Consider the following 22,669-nt stretch of genomic DNA (forward strand, 5'->3'; position numbering starts at 1 on the left):
AACACCAATTCACCATAATATGTATTGATCATAGGAGGAAGAGCAACATGGGAAGCTTTAATATCAAAATCGATCAAGCTGCAAAAGTATTTCATGCCGAGGTGGAAGGCACCTTCTCGCCGGAGGACGGAATGGCATCCATTGAGGCTTACGGCAAGGCCATTTCAACCATTTCCGTTCCGGAATATGAAATTGACATCGACTGCACGAAGCTGAACGTCTCTGCGCCTGAGACGCTGCCGCTTTTGGAAGGATGCTTCGAGCTTTATAAAAAAGACGGCTTTAAAAAGGTTACGCTGCGCATTTCCAAAAATCCGATCCTGAAAATGCAGCTCGGGCGTGTAGCTCGGGGCGTGAAGCTGGACAACTACGAAATTATCGAACAATAAGGAGAGATGGCCATGAGAGGTGTACAAATTCGCGAGATTGAAATCTACCATCCTGCTAATGAAGTAGACAACGAATACTACATTAATTATTTTGCGGAAAGAGGTACGGATGTTACCGGACTTGTAACCGCTCTGGGCCGTAATAAGCGTTTTATTATCGATAATCCGGAAGAGAATACGTTCACGATGGCCGTGCAGGCATCCAAGCTGGTGCTGGAGAAGAGCGGGCTGTCCGCAAAAGACGTGGATCTGATCATCTTCACTTCCCAGACACCGGAATATTTGTTACCCAGCAATGCGCTGAAGCTCCACCATGCCCTTGGAGGCGATCTCTTAACGGCTTGCTTCGACATTAACGCGAATTGTGCCGGCATCCTTGTTGCGGTCGAGCAGGCTTCCCGCTATATGACCGCTAATCCTAGGGTTGAGCGGGCGCTTGTGGTCGGCTCCGATTATCTTTCGGTCCACAGCCCGGAGGAGCCGGTGTATTATTCGAATTTTGCCGAATCGGCAGTAGCCGTGATTTTGGAGCAAGTGGAAGGCACCCGCGGTTTGATCGATTCCGTCTATCAAACCGATACGTCCGTCATCGACAATTCCCTTTTCCCGGCCCACGGCTTGTCGAATCTGTACCGTGAGGAGTTTACGGCTAAGGATGCGCAGGTGAAGTTTACGCCATTCGACGATTCGGTCTGTGCCGAATCGGCGGTGAATTCGATCCGCATATTGCTGGAACGCAACCATCTGACCAAGGATGATATTGCCGGCTTTATGTTCTCCCAGTTTACCTTGGGCAATATCAAGCATGTTTCCGAGCGCCTCGGCATTGATCATGACAAGGTTCCTTATATCGGGGACAAGTACGGTTACACCGCGACAACGAGCCCTTTCCTCGCACTGTACGAAGCAGTTCAGGCAGGTAAAGTGAAGCGCGGCGATTACCTGGTCTTCTGGACGGTGGGAGCGGGTTGGCAAAATGTCAGCCTGTTGATGCAGTACTAAGTCTCCTGCTCTGGCAGCTGACCGTTCTCATCGTTAATAATAAAAGGTATCTGCAGCAAGAAGCCCGTCCATTTCCGCAATGGACGGGCTTCTTCATGTCATCATAGATTAGTGCAGGGGGACAATCAACCTGCCAGCTGCGTATATTTGTTTATTTAACTAAAAGCTTATGCAGCCGCCGATTAACTCCTATTGCAACCTCGCGGTGTAGGCATTGACCTATCGTACACCGTTTTAGCTTAACTAGCTGAAAGGCATAACAACCTTGAATGTCATTATGCCTTCTGCAATGCGTTGTTATTTGCTTGCTGCATACCTGTCGATCACCGCAAGCGGGAGATGGTCAGTAACAATGCGGCTATAATGCGCGAGCTGTATGATACCACGCTCATCAATTAAAAATTCAGCAGGTATTCGATTGAAGTTGGAGCCTTCCTCCGGAGTAAGAGCAAAACCTGCTGCTGCTGCTGCTTCGGCAAACTTTTTCGTGTTCGCATCCGCCATTGTCATGCGTAATTTCTCTTCCGATGTCTCGACACTATACAAATCGTACAAAGACGCCTTGGGGTCTGCAACGAGCGGGAACGGGGGGTTTTGTGTCCCAACGTAAGTTCGCATATTAGCCTCCGGTGATTCGAAGACGGCAATAACGTCCAGACCTTGACGCTGCCAGTCTGGAAACCTGTCGACAAATTGATGTACGCGCAAATTGCACAGGGCGCAAGCGGAAAAACGCATAAAGGCTAGCAGTACTTTACGTCCGCGGTAATTATCAAGCGATATGGGGTTGCCGCAGTGGTCGACGGTTTGAAAATTCGGGGCGGCCATTCCCTGCTGAAGCTGGTGAGTCATCGGTGGTTACCTCCTGTACTTGGAAAAGATTGATTTACCGATCCAATGTATCAGAAAGAGCAATCCTCTTCTGTGACCTAGTCACCAAACAGCCTCTCCAATTCCGAACGGCGGATGATCCGTATCCAGCCTCGCCCTTTCTCCACCAACTCCTGCAACTCAAAACGCTGAAGAGTGCGGCTTACGACTTCACGGGCGGTGCCGACCTCGGCGGCAAGCTCGCCATGCGTCATTCGCAAAATTGGCTGCTGCTCCGACGTGGCACGCAGCAGTGCTTCTGCCAATCGCATATCCATCGGTTTGGTCTGTTTTCCTTGAAGCTGTTCACCCATATGCATGATTCCGTCAAGGAGGTTACCGAACACAGTTTTACGAATCGACTCGTATTCTTGCACCCAGCGAAGAAAACTGAGTTTGGAAATGAACAGCGCCACGACCTCTGTTTCAGCTTCTATAACAGCCGGGTAGTCTCGTTCACTCAGTCCACTAAGGACAAGGAGAGCGCAAATTTCGCCGGGATTCAGTTTGTTCACGACCCGCTCGCTCCCCTCCTCCCCGATTTGGCTGATGCGGGCACTGCCACTCAGCAATAACATGCCATAGAGCGCTGCTTCCTCTCGCTGAAACAGACGCGTTTTAGCGGAGAATATCCTCACTTCAGGCTTGGCTTCAGCCCAATCCTCCGGGCAAACATCTCTCAAACACGGAAAAACTTCCAGCAATCGCTTGTCCTGAAATGAAGTCATGCTCCGTTTCCCCCTTAAAAGAGATTGATATTTAGATAAGGATCTTACTCGAACAGCGGCACCTTCGGGTCTTTGCCATTGCAGTGGACCAGCATCGCATGCAGCTGTCCCCGGTGATGGTACAAGTGGGCCAGAATCTCAAGCAGCCACTCGTAACGGGTATAGGCTGCGCCCCAATAGGACGTCACCTCCCGATGCAGCTCATCGTCGCTCATCTCATGAAATGCCTGCGCCAAGTACGAATAGCTCGTTAACAATTCAGCCTGGATATCCTTCAGATTGTTCAGCGATACTCCGGCGTAGTAAACGCTCATCTCTTCCTGCGTCGCCCCGCCGGATATGAGGAAGTCGGCTCTGCAGATGACCGCGATATGCTTCAGCAGCTCGCCGACGGAATGCTTGTCCGCCGTTGGCCTAACGAGCAGATCCTCCTCTGTTAGCTTGTCAATCATCGCCACGACCGACAGCACCGCCACTTCGATCTGGTGCAGCGCATATGTACAAAAGGTATTCATTCCCGTTCTCTCCCTTATCTTAGGTTGTTGTTCAGTATGAACTGGTTATGTAAGTTGGTTCAAAGAGTCCGCCCTATATTATAGAACATACGTTCTCGTGTTTTCAATAAAAAAACAACCTGGCTCTCTTTCGGTAGGTTAAGAGCCAGGTTGTTTGTCCGCATATTATACGGTCTGTGTTACTAATCCGACCAGCGTACATCCGGACGTATTTTCGAGCACCTTCACGCTGAAGGATGCCCCGCCGGCATCTCGCGTGACGCTGACCGACAGAGGACCATTTCCGATGCGATCGATTCGGCCTTTAGGGCTCAAGGGAAATATCGATTTTTGAATCCCGCCGATCAGACTTTCTTCACGTCGATATGGATTTGGCTCCGCTTAAACGGAACTGGCGCGGCGTCATCCCCGTAAAATTTCGGAACACCTGCGTATAGTAACTCTGGCTGCAGAACTTGAACGTAAACGCAATTTCAGAAATGGGCTGATTCGTGTACACAAGCAGGTGCTTGGACTCCTCCACCTTTCTCCGGTTAATGTACGAGGTCAGCGGCATGCCGGTCTCCCGCTTGAAGCGGTCGGACAGGTAGCTCGGGTGGACGCCCAGATGATCCGCGATTCCCTGCAGGGACAGCTCTTGAAAAATATGCTCGCGAATGTAATAGATCGCCAGATTCACGATATGCGAATACGTCAGCTCTTCCTTCTCCTTGCGGATCATCGAGACGAACTGCACCAGCATCTCGTATTCGAACGCGACAAGGCGCTCCACATCGCCGATCTTCTCGATTTCCAAAATAAGCGTGTCGCTGAGATGAAAGGCCGTCTCCGGATCGACGCCGCCCTTGATAATCGCCCGGGTAAATAACGTACAAGAGGCGATCAGCGCGTTCTTCTTGGAACGGAGCGGATAGGTGGCCAAGACCGCAGCTTCAAGCTCATTGATCTTGCGCAGCATATCCATCGCTTTGGCCTCGTCGCCGAAACGGATGGCTTCCAGCAGCTCATGCTCGTAATCGAACGGCGGATGGATAAAATTGTCGCGCAAATATTGCATCCGGGAAGACAAGACGAAGGGCGGGTTTGCCGAACGGGAGAGCTCTTTCATTATTTGCACACCACCTAAAAATATTGATAAAAATCTGAATATTTTAGTATAATATAACCCTTTTTGGTTCTAAAATTCAAACATAACCTTGCTAGGGAGGAAGTGTACACGATGACTTGGAAGATTTCAAATTCCGAATTATCACAGCAGGCGCTGCTCAATATGGAGAGCCTGTTCGCGCTTGGAAACGGTTACCTCGGCGTTCGGGGCAACTTCGAGGAGGGCTACGGCCCGTCCATGTCGACCATTCGCGGAACCTATCTGAATGCTTTTCACGATGTCATTGAAATTCCATACGGCGAGAAACTGTTCGCCTTTCCCGATACCCAGCAAAAGCTCGTAAACAATATCGACGCTCAAACCGTTCTCGTCTACTTGGACGACGAGCCGGAGCCGTTTCGTCTGGACCATGGGACGATTTCAGCCCACGAACGCCATCTGCACATGGATAAAGGCTATGCGGAGCGTAAGGTGCAATGGACTTCTCCGTCCGGCAAAGAAATCCGGTTGACGTTCCGGCGCCTGGTGTCCTTCACCCGCCGCGAATTGTTTGCGATCCAGCTTGAGCTGACGCCGGTCAATTTCAACGGCCGGGTACGCATCGTCTCGACGGTGAACGGCAATGTAAAAAACTACACGAATCCGAACGACCCGCGGGTCGGAGCGGGTCATGCGGAACGAATGACCGTAATCGATGCCGGCGTTCGAGGTCAAGACGGCTATGTCATGGACGAGACGATGGCTTCCAAGCTGCGTGCGGCTTGCGTGACGCGCCACCGTCTGGAAGGCTCCGAGGCCCAGGTGCAGCTGGAAGCCGGATCGGGCGAAGTTCTGTTCACCGCTTCATTCCCGCTCTCCGGACCGGTTACTTTGACGAAATACAATATGTACACGGACAGCCTGCGTCATGGCTCGGATCTCGTGGAAGAGGGCATCCGGCTTCACGAGCGGCTGCAGGATTTGTCGTTCGAGGATCTGACCGCCGAGCAGACCCGGTATTTGAACGATTACTGGAAGTCCGCCGATGTCACGATCCGTAACGATGATCGTCTTCAGGAGGGCATCCGGTTCAATCTGTTCCAGCTGCTGCAATCCGCCGGTCGGGACAAGTACAGCAACATCTCCGCTAAAGGCCTCAGCGGCGAAGGGTACGAAGGGCATTACTTTTGGGATACGGAAATTTACATGTTCCCGGTATTCCTGATGACCCAGCCGGATATCGCTCGCCAGCTGCTGCTGTACCGTTACGCTGCGCTTGACCAGGCACGGGCAAGAGCCCGCGAGATGGGGCATAAACAGGGAGCCCTGTACCCGTGGCGTACCATCTCGGGAACGGAATGCTCCTCGTTCTTCCCGTCGGGAACCGCGCAGTACCATATCAGCGCCGATATCGCCTACAGCTATATTCAGTATTACCTGGCTGAGCAGGATCAGGATTTCCTCTTGTCCTACGGTGCGGAGGTGCTAATCGAGACGGCCCGCCTCTGGGCGGACATCGGCCATTATTACAACGGGGCGTTCCATATCGATGAAGTGACGGGGCCGGATGAATATACCTGCTGTGTAAACAACAACTATTACACCAACGTGATGGCGAAGCATAACTTGAAGTGGGCTGCCAAGAGCTGCGCGATCCTGAAAGACTACGATGCGGAAGGCTACAAAGCGCTCTGCGGCAGACTCGGCGTAACCGATGCGGAAATCGCCGCTTGGGCCAAGGCTGCGGACGCGATGCTGCTGCCTTACGACGAGACGCTGGGCATCAATCCGCAGGATGATACGTTCCTGCGCAAAGCGGTATGGGATTTCGAGAACACGCCGGAAGACAAATATCCGCTGCTGCTGCATTACCATCCACTGACGATTTACCGGTACCAAGTGTGCAAGCAGGCGGACACTGTGCTGGCCCATTTCCTGCTGGAGGACGAGCAGGATTTCGAGACGATCCGCCGCTCCTACGATTATTACGAAGGCATCACGACGCACGATTCTTCGCTGTCCTCCTGCATCTTCAGCATCATGGCTTCGAAGATCGGCAATACAGACAAGGCGTATGAGTATTTCATCGAAACCGCGCGCCTGGACCTGGACAACACGCACGGCAATACGAAGGACGGGCTGCATATGGCGAATATGGGCGGCACCTGGATGTCCATCGTATACGGATTTGCCGGCATGCGCATTAAGGAAAGCGGGCTGTCCCTCTCTCCGGCCATGCCGAAGGATTGGGAGCAATATGCATTCCGCTTGAACTTCCGGGGACGGCTGATCGGCGTCTCGATTGAAAAATCAGGTGTGACGATCGAGCTCGTCGAAGGCGAAACCCTCGAAATCAAGCTGTACGAGGAGCTTGTGGAGCTGGCTTCCGGACAGCCGGTGAAACGGCCGCTTAAAGGCTAAACAGCACGCGGCTTTGGGGGCGAATCCCCTGGATCGCGATGGGATGAGATGTTCCGGTGCAAGGCTCGGAACCAATCCCAATAACTGCCCGGATTGCGTGGATGGCTGGGTGAAGACGAACGACCATCCGCCATCCACCATCCCGCTATCAACGATTGATAAGATCACGGGAACGTACCAATATCGATACGCTCCCTCTGGCAAAAGGAGATATGCACCATGAGCGAAGGAAGAACGCTTCAAGCCGTCATCTTTGACCTGGACGGCGTCATTACCGATACGGCCGAATACCATTACCAGGCGTGGAAGGCCATTGCCGCGGAGCTTGGCATTCCCTTCACCCGCGAGTTTAACGAGAACCTGAAGGGCGTCTCCCGCATGGACTCCCTGAAGCTCCTCTTAAGCCAGGCGGAAACGCCGGTCAGCTATTCGGACGAGGAGCTGCACCAGCTGGCGGACCGTAAGAACAAGCTCTACGTCGAGCTGATCGGGACGATTACGCCGGCCGACCTGCTTCCCGGCATCGCCGAATTCGTCGCCGACATCCGGGCGGCGGGCCTGGCGACCGGCATCGCTTCGGCCAGCAAGAACGCCGTTGCCGTCCTTACCCGGCTTGGCGTCATGGATCGCTTCGACGTCATCGTTGACGTGACGAAGCTGAAGAACAACAAGCCGGACCCGGAGATCTTCCTGACGGCGGCTGCCCAGCTTGGCGCCGATCCGGCCGCTTGCATCGGCGTCGAGGACGCCTCGTCCGGCGTGGAGGCCATCAAGGCCGCAGGCATGTTCGCGGTTGCGATCGGCCAGGCCGAGCAATTCCCGCATGCGGATATCGTGCTGCCAGACACGTCGCAGCTTAACTTCCGCGAGCTGAAGCTAACGTTCGAAGGGTAATAAAGGGGCAAGGGAGTATTCCTAAAAGGTCTGTCGGCCTTTGGGACACTCCCTTTTTTTTCGTATGGTCATGATGCTGCCGGAGGGCTTATTTTGCAACCCCGTCTCGTCTTCGGTAGACTGATAAGTACAGTGATTGATTCCCAATCTAATGAGTGCGATTTATGCCTTAAGCGGGAGTCTATGACCAGTAGCGGAAGAGAGGGGATATATCGATGGAACAGGCCGTTTTAGATCAAGGTGCCGGGAAATTCGGCAAGGGAGCGTATTCGCTCAAGCTGCTTGGGGGCTTTGAACAAAGCGTATTCGAGTATGCCGGAGAAGATGGGTCCCGTTTCGTATTAAAGTTCTTGGATGCCGCCAAATACCAGAAGGCTGACATCATCCGAGAGCTCACCTGGATGGCTCATCTGGCCGGACACGGCCTTCGCATCGCGGAATCCGTAACCTCGCGGGAGGGGCTTCTTATCGAAAAGGTCGCCCATGAGGGGCAATTATTTTATGTGGTCGCCTTCACGATCGCGCCGGGTCAGCCTTTAACCGACCTGGAGTCGGATGCTTCCGTGATCGAGCGTTGGGGACGCGGTCTGGGCAGGATGCATGCGCTCGGCAAGCACGATTCCGCCGCTCTCCTTCACCAAATGGGCTTTGCCCATTGGAACAGCCATCCGATCTATACGGATGAATTTCCGGATGCAGCTGGCGAAAAGGTGCACGCCAGATGGAAGGAGTATCTGAAGGAGCTGTCCTCACTCCCCCATAATCCGCAAGGCTACGGCATCGTCCATAACGATTTGCACCATCGCAATTTCCATATCCACGACGGCGACATCGTCTTTTTCGACTTCGGAGACGTCGGTTATCACTGGTACGCTTACGATATCGCCATCTCGATCTATCATGCAGTACAGACCGTTCCCGGCCCTAGAAAAGCCGAGTTTGCCTCCCGCTTCTGCGATGCGCTCTTAACCGGATATCTTCAGGAGCATACCCTCAGCAACGATTGGATCAAGCGGATTCCTTTTTTCATTGATTTTCGAAACGTCTACTCCTTCGTCTACTTCTCCAAATACGTTAATTGGCATGAACTGGACGGACGGACCCGCAATTATCTCGCAGGGATGAAAGCCGATATCGAGGCCGGCACTCCGGTCGTTCATTTGCCGATATCATGATCGATAAGGAAAGCAGGGCTTATTCCAAAATGAAACCAACCACGAAACGAACACGGCGGACTCTGTTTCTTGCCGCGGGGCTGCTCCTGGCGGCCGCCTTGTTCTATCTCCTGTATCTTCGCCCCACACCGATTAAAACGAATTTCTTTACGACGGTCGACCAAGAGCATACGATCATCTTCGAGGCGGTGAACGAAGGGATGGCGGACGTGCAGCTGCTGGACGTGCTCGTTAACGGCGGGCAGCGGCCAGTTAAGGCGGAGCTTGGCGTGAGTTACTCGCTGCACCTCGTCGGCGGCTCCAATCTGGAGGGCAATCCCGATATCGCATTCGTCGGGCTAGGAGACATGCCCCTCCATCCTGACCCCTCTCTGGAAGACAAGCGGGCCGCGCTGGGCCAAAGCCCCCGCATCCCGTTGAATTATGGGATACGCTTATTGCACGATGAGCCGATCCGGGAAGTCGAGCTGAAATATCGATACTTGGGGCTGACCTTCAAGAGGGACATCTCGATGGGGCGGTTTTTTCAAGAATAGCCTGTTTGTTGACAACGGACAGAAGGCTGAGGGCACTCTTAATGTCCTGTTCCCATTTCGCATTGGCCGCCTCGTCCAAGCTTTCCCGGTGCCAGTAAAGAATCAGGACGTTCGCAAGCTCATGTACATTCGGGACCTGCATATTATACTTCTCCGTCTGCTTATGAAAATCAGCCTGGCCTTGGATGCGTTCTTCTTCCGTATCAAAAATGTACACCGAGATTCGCTCCTCGATACCTGAGTCTTCCGGCTGGTTCTCATCCAGCGCATACATCATGGCTTGCACGCCACTTAGCACCCAATCCGAGCTGAGATGCTTGGAGCGGAGGTCGATCCCTTGCCCCTTCAACGCTTCTTCTACATGCTCAAGGGTAAACCGTACCCCAGTGGCTTTCCCGGCTGCGGATGAGTCCATCGGGTTACCAACCTGAGCCTGCTCTACGGTTTGCTTCGGATCAGGCTCCCTCGGCTCCGTCCCGAAGCATCCTGCCAATGCGAATAGAGAAATCCATATCAGCGTAAGCATCTTCAAGCCTCTCAAAATCATGCACCTCTTTCGCTCTTTGCGATCCCGTTCAATAAGGCCTTCTACATTTAGCTCATATCTTATAGACTCCGAAACGAAAGGCAAGGTTACATGCTATAACCAAAAATCCACTTTTACTAGGTGGCCAGCTGTGCTTTACTAAGTTATATTTCGAAGGTTTAATCCAATTGGATCCGTGTTTGGCAGCATGTCATTTATAGAAAAAAAAGCCTTTACCGCGCCAAGCGGTAAAGACTCTTTGCTGCAGCTTGGCAAAGCTGCGGATCCTCGCGGCGAGCGAGGAACCCGGCTAACACCCTTGAATCAGTACTGGATTTTAAGCGTGTCACCATGAACATACACGCCTTCGGAGCGGGTAATGGGCAGCTTATGCTCAGCCGAAAATCCAATGGTTTCCCCGGCCCTTAACGTGACGTCCTGCTCAACAACATATAAGGAAATATCCATCAGAAATTCGCGGAGCTTGGCGGCAGTCACCTGACTGTCCAGCACCTCAATTTCGTCCTTACCTAAAGCTCTCAGCCCATAGGTATATCCGCTCACGCCCGATTCCGATCCGACCAAACCGAAGTGAACCAGATTTAACAGAGGAAATAAATCCTGCTTCATCAGCTCAGCCATATCGACGAAAATTTCGGGCTGAAATACCGTTCCGGATGAATAAAGCCCAACCGCATTCGGCAGCTTCAAACAGCTTGCCGCCACTTTGGCATACATTTTCCCGCTGTCCAGCGGGGAACCCGTGCGTGAAAATACCGCCACGATCAGCTGCGCAACATGGGTCTGGGTAACCGCAGCCGCCTCGGGCCACAAATAGTTCCCTTGCGCGTAATACTCGGCCTCTCCATCCGGAACCGGAGCTTCCACGAAGCTGACCGCCGCCATACAGCCCTCTGCCTCAAAAACCAAAATCCCGTCCTTCTCCTTGCTGGATTCACCCTCCTCTTCGGGGGACCAGGAAATATTCCAATCATGCAGGAGATTGGCCTTGATCTGTTCCAGGTCACACTCCGGGGAGTTCAACAGAACAAACCCGTTAAAGATGCCGGATCCGGATGCATCTTGCTCGGCCGTGCTGTCCTCTGCGGTTTCTTGTTCATAGGCTGCCGCCTGCTTCATCCAATATTCCCGGATCATTTCGACCATGGCTATGGCTTCCTGCTCTGCTGTGTCGGGGTTGTAGGGCTGCATCTCGCTGAACACATGTCCGCAGTGATCGGTGTCGGAGGAGCTTTCGTAGCCGCCGCAGACGCCTAGCAGCCATTTGCCGAGCATGGACTTCTTGTATTTAAATATGTAGTAATGCATATCATGGAGATCAAATTCTCCGGCTATTTCGATTCTGCTGGGCTTGTGGCCGAGCTCCTGTTCATGGGCCAGCCATTCGATCATTGATTCCGTGGCTGCTTGCTGTTGAGCTGTCATGGATTCCTCTCCTTAATATCATCTAAGATTGCATCTGTTATATTCTACCAGCGCCCAGCAGGTTCAGCAACAGAACGGCAGATGCCCAGCCACATTACACTCCTGGAGGCTCTGAGGCAGTCGCTGCCACTACATATATCCTCAACTCATACGACCATGTCAAAACGCCACTCACTGTACTCGCCCAGCTACCTCTTAAGCAACCAAACCAATCACGCTCTCGGTACCCTCATCCCTACGGCCTGTACTGCCGACGATATTCCCTTGGCGACATGCCGACGGTCCGCTTGAACACTTTCCCGAAATGCGAGAAATTGCCGAATCCGGCATGCAAGGCGACATCCGTTACGGAATCGCCGGATTCGCGCAGCAGACGCTGTGCTTCTTTGATCCGCAGCAGATTCACGTAATCGCTGAAGGTAAAGCCTGTCATCTGTTTAAACAACCGGCTGAGGTAATACGGGCTGATCCGGAAGTCTTCGGCGACACCGGTCAAGGTGACGGGGCTTTGGTAGTGCCGGTTCAAATACTGCACGATCGCCTGGGCTTTCGGATGAAGAGCCGGCTCGGTGTCCGCCGGGCGGACCTGGCCCAGATGCCGGCCCCGGTAAACTTGGAGCAGCAGCTCCAAAGCGCGATGTCGCAGCAGCTGGCCGCTCCCCGCTTGAGGGCGGATCATCTCGCCCACCATCTCGTCCACGATGCGCCGGATCGCTTCTCCTTCGGCGGTTGGAAGCCGCAGCAGGGGAACCTCCCAGCGGAAGGGCTCCAGCAGGCTCTCCTCGAGCTCGGGCGAAACCGATAAATCGCCGAATAAGCCTGGACTTATATACAGGACGACCCGGTCGTGGTCGGGCCGGCCGCTGTCCAGCGTCTTATGCACCGCATTCCGGTCGACGAATACGAGGTCCCCCGCCATCACTCTGTACGAGCGGTCCTTAATAAAGTAAATACGCTCCCCGGACAAGAGATAATACAGCTCGTAATGGTCATGAAGATGATCGGTCGCCATCGAGAAATACCCGATCCGGCGATCATATTCAATATCCAGGTATCCGCCCGGATCGCGGTACTCCGCCTTGAACGGTCTCACCATGCGCTCGCCCCCTCTTGTTCTGAATTATAGCAAAATATGCGGGGTTTGAAAGCGATTACGCATAAAATGCGGAGAAAGAAGTGTTCCCTTGTTATAGGCTTGAGCTATATTCAAGGAGGCGATTTAAGATGAGCAGCAAAAAACGCTATGTCCTGGTCGGAACCGGCGGCCGGGCCGAATTTTTCTACGGTGCGCTGGCCGAGCATTTCCGCGATCAATCCGAGCTTGCGGCCTTTTGCGATATCAACCATACCCGCATGAACTATGCCAACCGGCTGCTTCGCGAGAAATATAATCACCCCGAGGTGCCAACCTACGGCGCCGATCAATTCGACCGGATGATCGAAACGGAGAAGCCGGACTACGTCATCGTGACAAGCATTGACCGGACGCATCACAAGTACATTATCCGCGCCATGGAGCTCGGCTGCGACGTCGTAACGGAGAAGCCCATGACCGTCGATGAAGAGAAATGCCAAGCCATTCTGGATGCCGCCAAAAGGACGGGTCGAAACATCCGGGTCACCTTCAACTATCGCTATGCGCCCCATCATACCAAAGTGCGGGAGCTGATCATGAACGACACCATCGGCCAGGTGACATCGGTCCACTTCGAGTGGCTGCTCAATACGCGCCACGGCGCGGACTATTTCCGCCGCTGGCACCGGGATAAGCGCAATAGCGGCGGGCTTCTCGTTCATAAATCCACCCATCATTTTGATCTGGTCAATTTCTGGATCGGCTCTCAGCCGGAAACCGTGTTCGCTTTTGGCGATCTCATGTATTATGGAAGGGAGAATGCGGAAGCCCGCGGGGTAACGCAGTTCTACAACCGGGCGACCGGAAATCCGGTCGCCAAGGACGATCCCTTCGCGCTCCATTTGGATTCCAATGACCATCTGAAGGCGATGTATTTGGATGCGGAGCAAGAGGACGGCTACCAGCGGGATCAGAGCGTGTTCGGGGACGGCATTAATATCGAGGATACGATGGGCGTTCTCGTCCGCTACCGCAACAAAGCCATCCTGACCTATTCCTTGGTCGCCTACCAGCCATGGGAGGGATACCGCCTTGCCATCAATGGGACCAAGGGCCGGATCGAGATGTCGGTCATCGAGCAGTCCTACGTCAACTCGGGAGGCGATAAGAAGCTGGAAGGCGCGTTGAAAGGTAAAAGCCTGCGCGTCCTTCCGATTTTCGGGGCTCCGTATGAAGTTGAGGTTGAAGAAAAGGCAGGCGGCCACGGCGGCGGCGACCCGGTTCTGCTGAACGATCTGTTCGGTGAGGCCGTGGAGGATCCATTCCACCGCGCCGCCAATCATATCGATGGGGCCCGATCGATCCTCACGGGAATTGCAGCCAACCGCGCCATCGCAACTGGTATGCCGGTTCATATTCATAGCCTGGTCCGCTTCTAGGAGCGCACAAAAAGGCCGGTCTTATGGATCTAGGATCCTAAGACCGGCCTTTTTCTATGTTCTTATTACAGCTTCACGATTTTGCCGGTAGCCTGGGATTCGAACGCGCCCAGAATTACGTTGAGCGAACGGAGACCTTCTTCGCCGGAAATCCGCGGAGGCGTATTGGTCAGGATGCACTCCACGAACTCGTCGATAACGCCGCTCGGCACCTGCTTCTCGTTCGTTGCCATCGCACCGACTTTATATGTCTCAACCGTGCCGTCGGTCAGCTCAACGATCACTTCGTCGCCATGAACCGTACCGATCTTCATGGCGCCCTTCTCGCACCAGAGCACGGTGCCGTTGTCGCCGGCCCGGTAATGCGTCCAGCTCGCCATCAAGGTGCCTACGGCCCCGCTCTTCATGCGCACGATACAAGTGGCATTGTCGTCCACGTCGGTGCCTTCTTTATGAACCGTACCGATGAAGCCGGCAACTTCCACGATTTCATCGTTCAGCAAGTAACGAATGAAGTCGGATTTGTGCACGCCGAGGTCGCCCATGGCGCCCATAACCGCTTCCTCCTTGCGGAAGAACCAGCTGTCGCGTCCGTCCAAGCTCCATCCCTCCGGACCGCCATGGCCGAAGGATGTACGGAAAGTCAGCACTTTGCCAAGCTTGCCGGAGTCCAGAATTTCCTTCGCCTTCACATGCGGAGGCATCAAGCGCTGGTTGTGTCCGACCATCAGGTAAACGCCGTTCTTTCGGGCAGCCTCGATCATCTGCTCCCCTTCTTCGGCATTGGAAGCCATCGGCTTCTCGACCAGCACATGCAGGCCGGCGTTAGCTGCCGCAATCGTCATTGGCGCATGCAGATAGTTTGGCGTACATACGCTGACGGCATCCAGCTTTTCATTCTTCAGCAGCTCCTGGTAGTCCGTGTACGCCGTGCCGCCGTACTGGGCCGCCATTTCTTCGGCACGCTCCTTCACCGGGTCGGCGAAAGCTACCAGCTCCACGTTCTCATTGTTGGCATACTCAGGAATATGTCTGCGCTGGGCGATCGCGCCGCAGCCGAATACAGCTACTCTAATTTTGCTCATGAACAATTCTCCTTTTCCTCGTTCTCGGGTTCGAATTAAAATTGGTTCAGATAGTTCTGCTTCAGCCAGTTCATGCTGTTCTCCACGCTTTGGAGCGGCGGATTCTGGCATACGTCCTGCTCAACGATCAGCCATTCCGTGCCTGCGTCGGATGCAGCTTGAATGACGCCCGGCAAGTTCACGTCGCCTTGGCTAAGCTCCAGCGTCTTCATGTTGCCCTCTTCATCCTTGCTGAAGTCCTTCAGATGGAGAAGCGGCAGACGGCCGGCATATTTCGGAATATAGGCAAGCGGGTCCTGCCCGGCAAATTGTACCCAGCATACGTCCATTTCCACTTGCACAGCTTCAGGAGAGGTTGCCGCATACATGGCATCAAATACGAAAGCTCCATCCACTTTATCTTCAAATTCAAATGCATGGTTATGATAACCGAAGATGAGACCCTGCTTGCGGGCTTCCGCCCCTACCTCTTCCAGGAACGCGAACAGCTCCTTCCAATCCTCGGCATTCTCGCGGTCCTCCGGAGCGACGTATGGACACATCATGTATTTCGCGCCGATCGTCTTCAGGTAATCGATCTCCTTCTGCAGATCCTCGCGAAGCAGATGCAGGCCGACGTGGCTGCCGATCGCTTTCAGCCCGAGCTCTTGGAGAAGCGTTTTCATTTCTTCGGCGGGAATGTCTCCATAGCCTGCAAATTCAACACCTTCATAACCCAATTCCGCCACCTTGCGGAGCGTACCGCGGAAATCCTGTGCCGTCTCGTCGCGCAGCGTGTACATTTGCAAACCGATATTCATTCTTCTCATGATTTGGCGCACCTCGATTCAAAATTTGGGTTAATGCTCAATCTGCTACTATCATACAAGGAAATGGGCTAAAATGAACATAAACAATATGGCTGCAACATGAACTATCTGCTTATATTTTTCACTGGAGGTTTTGGCCATCATGGATGCAAGACTGCTGATCTGCGACTATTCGTACCACTTCCAGCAATTCAGCAACAGCCATCGGGGCGGCTTGAGTAACTATTTGTTTCGTCTTCAGACGGAAGGATCCTGTGAGGTGTACTGCAACGGAATCGTCCACCATGTGCAGGGGGGAGATCTGCTGCTGCTGAAGCCCGGCGACGAGTACGAACTGCGTGTCAAGGACGGCGGCGGGGAAGGCCGCGTGTCCAGCGGGGATTATTTCATATTTTGCGATGGGGCATGGATCGATGCGTGGTGGGGCCGCATGCAGCGCCCGGTCGTCAGCCGGATCGGGCTGGATGATCATCTGCTCGGACTATGGAGACATCTGCTCTTGGAGAAACGGCGCGGAATGGACGGGGAGAACGACGAGATGACAGGCTACCTGCTGCGCGGGCTGTGCCTCAGCCTGGATCGCGCCATTACCGAGACGAAGCCGGCCGACCGCCTCGCCTTTACTGCCCTCCGGCTGAAGCGGTTTGTAGAGGAACATGCCACGGTTACCTTTAAGCTGGAGGATGCGGCAAAGCATGTCGGCCTAAGCCTGTCGCGGGCGGTCAAGCTGTTCAAGGAGTACTACGGCAAGACGATGATTCAATATGCTTTGGAAATCCGCCTCAACGCCGCCGTTGAGCGGATCAAATACAGCACGATGACGCTGGAGGAAATCGCCGAAACGTCCGGGTTCGCCAGCTATTCTTACTTTCACCGCGTCTTTCGCGCCAACTACGGCATGTCGCCGGTAAAATTCCGGGAAGCCGCCACCGTCCCGGCGAGTCCCGAACGCCTCACTTGAGTGTATTATTCAACGTAAGCTTATAAGCATTCTTCAACCCACTTGCAGCAGCCTACGAGAATTCCTCAACCAACTGGCGGCGGCCTATGGGATTTGCCTTCTATGAAAACGAGGTTGCATTGTCCTTCCATATATCCACTCCCAGCTGCCGGAGAACGTTTACCGCCTCTTCTACCGGCAGCTTAGGGAGTTTAAATTCTTGATCGATGACTTCACGTAATTCCCCTAGATCCGACAATATCCGCTTCTCGACCGTTCCATCGCGATCCCGGATGCTCAATACATGGTTGACCAGGGACAACGAGCGCTGCTGATCCAGCTGCCAAAGCTGGCAGCGCAAAGACGAAGTAAACAAATCATTCGGCTTGAAATATTGCTGTATGGCAGGCTGGAAATCGTCAAATTGATAGGTTTTTCTCGGATCGAAGGTCCACAAGAGATCCGTGAGCAGCTTACCGTCCACATACCGATGATACGTATAGGTACCCGGTTCATCGGCAGGACGAAGCCTTACTTCAATACCGGCATACGCTGACACGTAATCAGGCTCGCTCATCAAACGAACCGGCTGAAAGAATGGTGCCGCATTGCCGCAATCCACATACACCTCTTCCTCTTCATGAGGAAGCTGAACAAGCAAACCGACATGAGTCCCTCCGAGTAAGGCATAGCGACTGCGAAAGCCAAGCTCGGTCAACAGCCGATGAAGGCTGCTGTTGATCATGTAGCAGGTTCCCCCCATATTGAACTGCAGCAGCTGGTTTACGAATCTCTCCGCGTCTTGCTCAAGCCGGCCTTGTTGATGATACTCGCGGAACCGGAGCAGGGTGCTGATATTCTCAAATGGAATCCGGTTAAGATGCGCCGTACAGATTTCAGTTAAATACGCATGTGAAGGCTCCCTTAAAGGAACTTGAATATATTGCAGATAATTGGCGGCCCATTGAGGCAATCGTTCTTGATTGATCACGATGATCCGTCTCCTCTCTCCAATTTTGCAAGGTATATTCTTTATTTTAAGAACCCTCCATTGAAAAGCGTCATGCAAACGTCTAAAAAACGGATACCAAAAAAGTCTTAGCAAAGCAAGACTTCCCTTACGACTAAAGTCTGATCACTCAGCTCCGTCACTCATCGCTCTCTCATGATTTAACAGCCACTGCTTGCGGGACAATCCCCCGCCGTAACCGCCTAATTCACCATTCGCATTGATCACGCGGTGACAGGGTATGACAATCGCGAGCTGATTCGCTCCATTCGCCTGGGCAACAGCTCGGTAAGCGGTCGGCCTTCCCATCGTTGCCGCGATTTCACCATACGATGACGTTTGGCCGGCAGGAATTTGTAATAACCGATTCCAGACCTCTTGTTGAAAGGGCGATCCCAAAAGGCGCAAGGGGGTTTTAAACGCCTCTAATTTCCCGTCAAAATACTCGCCCAATTCGCGCTCAATCGAACGGAGGGGAGCCGTGCAGCCTGGAATGATTGCCGCATTCGTTCTCCGCCGAAGGCGTTCAACCTCGCGCTCCAGCCCCCTGCGATCGACGAATTCAAGCAAATATAACGCTTCCTCGTCCGCAATCCCGATCATCGGCCCAAGACGCGTGTCCAGCCAGGAAGCTCTTAACATGCGGTGCTGGCCGGACCGGGTAGGCGCTGCGCCCATAATCCGGGAAAAGGCATCCCGAAAGCCGCTGCTGGATTCGTAACCGGCCGTGAGCTGGGCATCGATGACGGCATGTCCCTCCCGGATCTGCTTCAAGGCAAGCCCCATCCGCCTGGCCCTTGCATACTCGACAAAAGTCATCCCGAACCGCTTTTTGAATTGGCGTCTTGCCGTTGAGGCATCCACCGACAGCTCCTGAAAATCCCGGTTGGTCCATCTTTTCTCAGGGTTCGCCTCCACCGCGTCTACAAGCAGCCGCACCAGATCGGACACCTGATTGGGATGCGAAAGCGGCCGGCATCGTTTGCAAGGCCTGAAGGAAGCAAGCAGCGCTTCTTCAGCCGTTCCGAAAAACTCAATTCTCGATCTTAGGTTTCCTTGCCGGGCATGTCGGACGGCAGAATACGCCGGTTGTCTTGACGCCTACGTAGAAGACGCCCTCGTATTCCGACTTCTTCTCCAGCAGCGCCTGGTAATATTCCTGTTGATTCGAGGCTGATATCATGCAAAATTCCTCCCGTATCCTATGTTCGCAAACCATGTGCGACAGCGGTTCATGTTATGAGCTGCTTTGCTTTGGTGTAATCCTGGGCAACTGCACCTGTCATTGTGTTCTCATTATATTTCTTTTGCGAGCATGACATCGCCGAAAATCGAGCATGAATTTTTAAAAAATCATCAGACGTTGAATCTACCGGTATCGACAAAAAACCCTCTTCCGATCAATCGGTAGAGGGCTTCAAGCTGCTTATGAAATGGAACTTGTCAAACAAATCGGTTGCTTTCCCCGCTGCGCGGTAGAGCATGCTCTCCCTTGCAGCTGGCTTAACCTTTAATCGATCCGGCCACCATGCCCTTCATGATCTGCTCTTGCAGGATCAGGTAAGCGACAATGGTCGGGATGACCGCGATGGCCATAGCGCCCATCGTCAGTGCATAATCCGTACCGAAGCCGTCAGAGAAAAGCGACAGGCTGAGCGGCAGCGTCTTTAGCGCCTGGGTGTTGATAAAGACGAGCGCGAAGGAGAAGTCATTCCAGAACCGCAGGAACGCCAGTATCGAAATGGTGGCCACGATCGGCATACAGAGCGGAAGAATCATTCTGCCGAAGATTCCCCACCAGCCGCTGCCATCGATCATGGCCGCTTCCTCGATCTCCCTTGGAATCGACGACATATACGCCATCGACAGGAAGATCGCGATCGGCAGCTCGAACGCCGTATAGGGAAGAATGAGCGCCCCGTACGTATCGAGCAGGCCGATGTTCTTCATCATTATGAACAGCGGAACAAGCGTACTGTGAATCGGGATTAGCAGGCCTGTCGTGAACAGAACCACGACGGCCTTTTTGAACGGGAACTGGAATCTGGACAGCACATAGGCAGCAAGTACGCTGAGCAGAATCGTCAGGGCGACGGATATAATGGTCACCACGGTCGAATTCAGCATCGCGCGGCCCATATTTCCAAGCTCCCACGCCCGGAATATGTTCTCTGACATCCATTCCTTCGGCAGGCCGTAAGGATTGGTGAAGAAATCCTGATTGGATTTAAACGCGCTCGTAAAAAGCCAGTACAGGGGGTAGAGCGTAAGAATGGCGTAACCAAGCAGCAGCAGTTTGACGAACCCGGATAATCCCTTCATGATGGTTCTCTTGCCCGAAGCGATTCCGGTTCCGGTTGTCTGTAAGTTCATGTCGCTCGCTCCTTCCTGTTAACTTGACTTTCTGCGCGTTGCAAAATAGTTGATGGCGATCAGGATCGCGCTGACAATCATGATCATGGTGGATACGGCCGAGCCGTAACCGTAACGATAGACGCTGAACGTGCTGTTGTACATGTAGGTGGCAAGCAGCTCCGTCGATTGCGCCGGTCCGCCGCCTGTCATGACGATAACATGGTCGAACGCCTTCAGGCTTCCCGAGATACAAAGCACGATGGTAACGACGACCGTGCTCCAGATCATTGGCAGCGTAATGTTTTTCAGCTTGTTCCAGCCCGAGGATCCGTCGATTTTGGCCGCGTCATGAATCTCCGGGGAGATGTTCTGCAGCGCTGCGATAAAGATGACCAGGTATGGCCCGACGTTGGCCCAGTTGATCGGAATCGAGATCGCCAGCATATTCACCTTCGGATCGGACAACCAGGCCCGGGTCCACGATTCCAATCCAAGCATCTCCAGCACATGGTTCGCGATTCCGAACTGCGGATGATAGATGTACCCCCAGATGAGGCCGACAACCACCGTCGAGAGAACCATCGGCATAAACACGGCCGAACGGATGAACCGGCTGAAGAACGAATTTTTGAACAAGACGATCGCCAGAACCAACGCGATCGGCACCTGACCGATGATCGAGGACACCACCAGGATCAGGTTGTTGCGAAGTGCCCGCCAGAAGATCGGATCCTTGAACATCTCTTTATAATTATCAAGTCCGATAAACGTGGCTTCACCAAACCCTTTCCAGCTGAAAAATCCGTAATAGGCCGACCAGAACACCGGGATGATGACAAATATCAGAAACAACAGAAGCGCAGGAAGAAGCGCTATGGCTATAAATCCTTTGCTTCTCATCGCTGTAGGCATGGCAGCCTCCTCCTCCTATCCTTATCCTTTAGCATGTTCAGGGCTGTAATTTACGGAGTAGCGGATCTGGCTTGCGCATCCTGCAGCTTCTTAGCCACATCTTCAACGGAGCCGCCCATCATAATTTCTTGCAGGCCGTTGTTGATGACTTCAGCTGCTTCTGCAGATAGATAAGCATCGTATACCGGCGTGATTCCCGTCGATTTCACAAGGTTATACGCCTTGTAGTACAGGGAAGTAACCTTGGATTGGTCGATCTCGGCATCATACATAACCATGGAGTTGCTCTCGGCGATGGATTTCTGGGCTTCCGGTCCGCTCACGGTGTAGATCAGCTCCAGCGCAAGCTCCTTCGCTTTGCCTTCGGTTCTGCTGCTGAGCGCAAGTCCGCCGCCGGCACCGCCGGAAATGGTATTAGCTTCACCTTTGCCGCCTGGAATCGCCGGCAATGTGGTAACTTCAATGTCCTTCATTTGCTCTTCCGTGGAAGATGCCGCAAGATTCGTCAAGGTCCACGCACCGCTGATCATCATGGCTGCATTGCCTTGAATGAAGTACTGCTCGGCCTGCGTGTTATCAATGCTGTTCGCGCCCTCTTGGAACGCCTTGTTATCCACGAGCTGCTTGAAATACCCAAGCGCCTCGATGAATTCCGGATCGGTGAATTTCGCTCCCTGCTGGGCAGCGGCATTCTTGAACCACTCCGTACCGGTTACCCGGTCGGCAAGCGATCCGAGAATCGTCGACTGGGCTACCCACGGCGCCTTGTTGCCAAGTGCAATCGGCGTAATTCCGTTATCGTTGAACGTCTTGATCGCGGTCATCATTTCATCCCACGTCGTCGGCACCTTCACGTTGTGCTTGTCAAAGAGCGCCTTGTTGTAATACAGAATGGAGGTTGCCGACATTCCGAGCGGAGCGGAATAAATCTGGCCTTCTTCAAATTCGAACGGATCGAATGCGCCAGGGAGGAACTTCTCTTTCCAATCCGGATGCGCATCCAGCACTTCCGTGATCGGCTGGAGCAGCTTCGCTTGATGCAGCTCGGATGATTGGCTTCCGGCATAAACGAAGAATACGTCCGGCATTTCATTGGCGGCAGCCACCGTGCTCAAGCGCTGGCGGTAGCCGTCCGGCGGGATTGCCTGCGCATCCAGCGTAACCTCCGGGTGATCCTGCGCGAACTGATCGATATAGCTGCGAACGGCCTTCGCCCGCAGATCGTCACCGGCAAAGTTGTGCCAGATCGTCAGCTTTACCTTCTCGGAGCCGTTTGCGCTCTCGCCGGCCTTCTCACTGCTCTTTCCGCCGCCGCAAGCGGCCAGAAGCAGAGACATTGCCAGCAGCACTAGACCTATTTTTCTTCCTGGTCTCATAGTTAAATCCCCCTTTTATAATCGTTCGGATGGGTTAATCTCTTGATGATCGTCTTCAGTATAAAAGAGGATATAGCGCT

Annotated in this window: 21 protein-coding genes and 1 pseudogene; 8 read left to right on the top strand and 14 right to left on the bottom strand. The window is 53.5% G+C overall.

The features are described 5' to 3' along the window. The first annotated feature begins 47 nt into the window (after positions 1–47). Together BBD41_RS12355 and BBD41_RS12360 are read left to right on the top strand one after the other, a co-directional pair. A complete protein-coding gene (locus BBD41_RS12355) occupies positions 48–389 on the top strand; it encodes a hypothetical protein (protein ID WP_028406212.1) in 342 nt (113 codons plus the stop codon). A gap of 12 nt (positions 390–401) precedes the next feature. After that, positions 402–1,391 carry a ketoacyl-ACP synthase III gene (locus BBD41_RS12360; protein ID WP_099477762.1) on the top strand — a complete coding sequence of 330 codons (990 nt, stop codon included), beginning with the start codon at positions 402–404 and terminating at the stop codon, positions 1,389–1,391. Between the two features lie 297 nt (positions 1,392–1,688). Here BBD41_RS12360 and BBD41_RS12365 read toward each other — a convergent pair whose 3' ends face one another. The 4 genes from BBD41_RS12365 to BBD41_RS12385 all read right to left on the bottom strand — a co-directional run bounded on the left by BBD41_RS12365 (position 1,689) and on the right by BBD41_RS12385 (position 4,612). Next, complete coding sequence (locus BBD41_RS12365) at positions 1,689–2,243, bottom strand: redoxin domain-containing protein (RefSeq protein ID WP_077570188.1); 555 nt, start codon at positions 2,241–2,243, stop codon at positions 1,689–1,691. A 77-nt stretch (positions 2,244–2,320) separates the two neighbouring features. Beyond that, a complete protein-coding gene (locus BBD41_RS12370; protein WP_099477763.1) occupies positions 2,321–2,989 on the bottom strand; it encodes a Crp/Fnr family transcriptional regulator in 669 nt (222 codons plus the stop codon). Between the two features lie 44 nt (positions 2,990–3,033). Further along, positions 3,034–3,504, bottom strand: coding sequence for a DinB family protein (locus BBD41_RS12375; RefSeq protein ID WP_099477764.1), 471 nt, complete (start codon positions 3,502–3,504; stop codon positions 3,034–3,036). Positions 3,505–3,859: 355 nt separating this feature from the next. After that, on the bottom strand, positions 3,860–4,612 hold the full coding sequence (locus tag BBD41_RS12385) for a helix-turn-helix transcriptional regulator (RefSeq protein ID WP_077570194.1): 753 nt from the start codon (positions 4,610–4,612) through the stop codon (positions 3,860–3,862). A 111-nt stretch (positions 4,613–4,723) separates the two neighbouring features. On the opposite strand from BBD41_RS12385, the gene BBD41_RS12390 reads away from it, so the two are divergent. The 4 genes from BBD41_RS12390 (at position 4,724) to BBD41_RS12405 (ending at position 9,617) form a co-directional block, all read left to right on the top strand. Then, positions 4,724–7,012, top strand: coding sequence for a glycoside hydrolase family 65 protein (locus BBD41_RS12390; protein ID WP_099477766.1), 2,289 nt, complete (start codon positions 4,724–4,726; stop codon positions 7,010–7,012). A 219-nt stretch (positions 7,013–7,231) separates the two neighbouring features. Continuing rightward, positions 7,232–7,906, top strand: a complete 675-nt coding sequence (pgmB, locus tag BBD41_RS12395; RefSeq protein WP_099477767.1) for a beta-phosphoglucomutase — start codon at positions 7,232–7,234, stop codon at positions 7,904–7,906. A gap of 215 nt (positions 7,907–8,121) precedes the next feature. Continuing rightward, positions 8,122–9,081 (top strand): phosphotransferase enzyme family protein, encoded by a 960-nt coding sequence (locus BBD41_RS12400; RefSeq protein WP_099477768.1) that lies wholly within the window; start codon positions 8,122–8,124, stop codon positions 9,079–9,081. Positions 9,082–9,110: 29 nt separating this feature from the next. Further along, positions 9,111–9,617, top strand: a complete 507-nt coding sequence (locus BBD41_RS12405) for a hypothetical protein (protein WP_099480596.1) — start codon at positions 9,111–9,113, stop codon at positions 9,615–9,617. Here the strand turns inward: BBD41_RS12405 and BBD41_RS12410 are convergent. From BBD41_RS12410 to BBD41_RS12420, 3 genes are all read right to left on the bottom strand, one after another. Beyond that, positions 9,577–10,158, bottom strand: a complete 582-nt coding sequence (locus BBD41_RS12410; RefSeq protein WP_099477769.1) for a hypothetical protein — start codon at positions 10,156–10,158, stop codon at positions 9,577–9,579. The two genes, BBD41_RS12405 and BBD41_RS12410, sit on opposite strands and share 41 nt — an antisense overlap. A 309-nt stretch (positions 10,159–10,467) precedes the next feature. Next, the gene (locus tag BBD41_RS12415) at positions 10,468–11,589 is read right to left on the bottom strand and encodes a DUF4261 domain-containing protein (RefSeq protein WP_099477770.1); all 1,122 of its coding nucleotides are present in this window, start codon (positions 11,587–11,589) and stop codon (positions 10,468–10,470) included. 235 nt (positions 11,590–11,824) lie between these two features. Then, positions 11,825–12,685 carry an AraC family transcriptional regulator gene (locus tag BBD41_RS12420; protein ID WP_099477771.1) on the bottom strand — a complete coding sequence of 287 codons (861 nt, stop codon included), beginning with the start codon at positions 12,683–12,685 and terminating at the stop codon, positions 11,825–11,827. Positions 12,686–12,813: 128 nt separating this feature from the next. Between BBD41_RS12420 and BBD41_RS12425 the strand changes: the two genes are divergently transcribed. Next, a complete protein-coding gene (locus tag BBD41_RS12425) occupies positions 12,814–14,103 on the top strand; it encodes a Gfo/Idh/MocA family oxidoreductase (RefSeq protein ID WP_099477772.1) in 1,290 nt (429 codons plus the stop codon). A gap of 65 nt (positions 14,104–14,168) precedes the next feature. Here BBD41_RS12425 and BBD41_RS12430 read toward each other — a convergent pair whose 3' ends face one another. Both BBD41_RS12430 and BBD41_RS12435 read right to left on the bottom strand, forming a co-directional pair. Continuing rightward, the gene (locus BBD41_RS12430; protein ID WP_007130651.1) at positions 14,169–15,188 is read right to left on the bottom strand and encodes a Gfo/Idh/MocA family protein; all 1,020 of its coding nucleotides are present in this window, start codon (positions 15,186–15,188) and stop codon (positions 14,169–14,171) included. Positions 15,189–15,223: 35 nt separating this feature from the next. Then, the gene (locus BBD41_RS12435) at positions 15,224–15,997 is read right to left on the bottom strand and encodes a sugar phosphate isomerase/epimerase family protein (RefSeq protein WP_099477773.1); all 774 of its coding nucleotides are present in this window, start codon (positions 15,995–15,997) and stop codon (positions 15,224–15,226) included. A 142-nt stretch (positions 15,998–16,139) separates the two neighbouring features. Here BBD41_RS12435 and BBD41_RS12440 point away from each other — a divergent pair, with 142 nt between their 5' ends. Continuing rightward, positions 16,140–16,958: a helix-turn-helix domain-containing protein gene (locus BBD41_RS12440; protein ID WP_077570212.1), complete on the top strand. Its 819-nt coding sequence runs from the start codon at positions 16,140–16,142 to the stop codon at positions 16,956–16,958. A 100-nt stretch (positions 16,959–17,058) separates the two neighbouring features. Here the strand turns inward: BBD41_RS12440 and BBD41_RS12445 are convergent, their stop codons facing one another. The 5 genes and pseudogenes from BBD41_RS12445 to BBD41_RS12465 all read right to left on the bottom strand — a co-directional run bounded on the left by BBD41_RS12445 (position 17,059) and on the right by BBD41_RS12465 (position 22,589). Beyond that, complete coding sequence (locus BBD41_RS12445) at positions 17,059–17,928, bottom strand: arylamine N-acetyltransferase (protein WP_157929294.1); 870 nt, start codon at positions 17,926–17,928, stop codon at positions 17,059–17,061. Between the two features lie 144 nt (positions 17,929–18,072). Then, positions 18,073–19,129 (bottom strand): annotated as a pseudogene (locus BBD41_RS12450) (bifunctional transcriptional activator/DNA repair enzyme AdaA). Positions 19,130–19,449: 320 nt separating this feature from the next. Further along, a complete protein-coding gene (locus tag BBD41_RS12455) occupies positions 19,450–20,319 on the bottom strand; it encodes a carbohydrate ABC transporter permease (RefSeq protein ID WP_099477774.1) in 870 nt (289 codons plus the stop codon). Positions 20,320–20,337: 18 nt separating this feature from the next. After that, positions 20,338–21,213 (bottom strand): carbohydrate ABC transporter permease, encoded by an 876-nt coding sequence (locus BBD41_RS12460; RefSeq protein WP_077570219.1) that lies wholly within the window; start codon positions 21,211–21,213, stop codon positions 20,338–20,340. Positions 21,214–21,263: 50 nt separating this feature from the next. After that, positions 21,264–22,589, bottom strand: a complete 1,326-nt coding sequence (locus tag BBD41_RS12465) for an extracellular solute-binding protein (RefSeq protein WP_099477775.1) — start codon at positions 22,587–22,589, stop codon at positions 21,264–21,266. Between the last annotated feature and the right edge of the window lie 80 nt (positions 22,590–22,669).

The sequence above is a fragment of the Paenibacillus ihbetae genome, assembly GCF_002741055.1.
Classification (GTDB): Bacteria; Bacillota; Bacilli; order Paenibacillales; family Paenibacillaceae; genus Paenibacillus_AQ; species Paenibacillus_AQ ihbetae.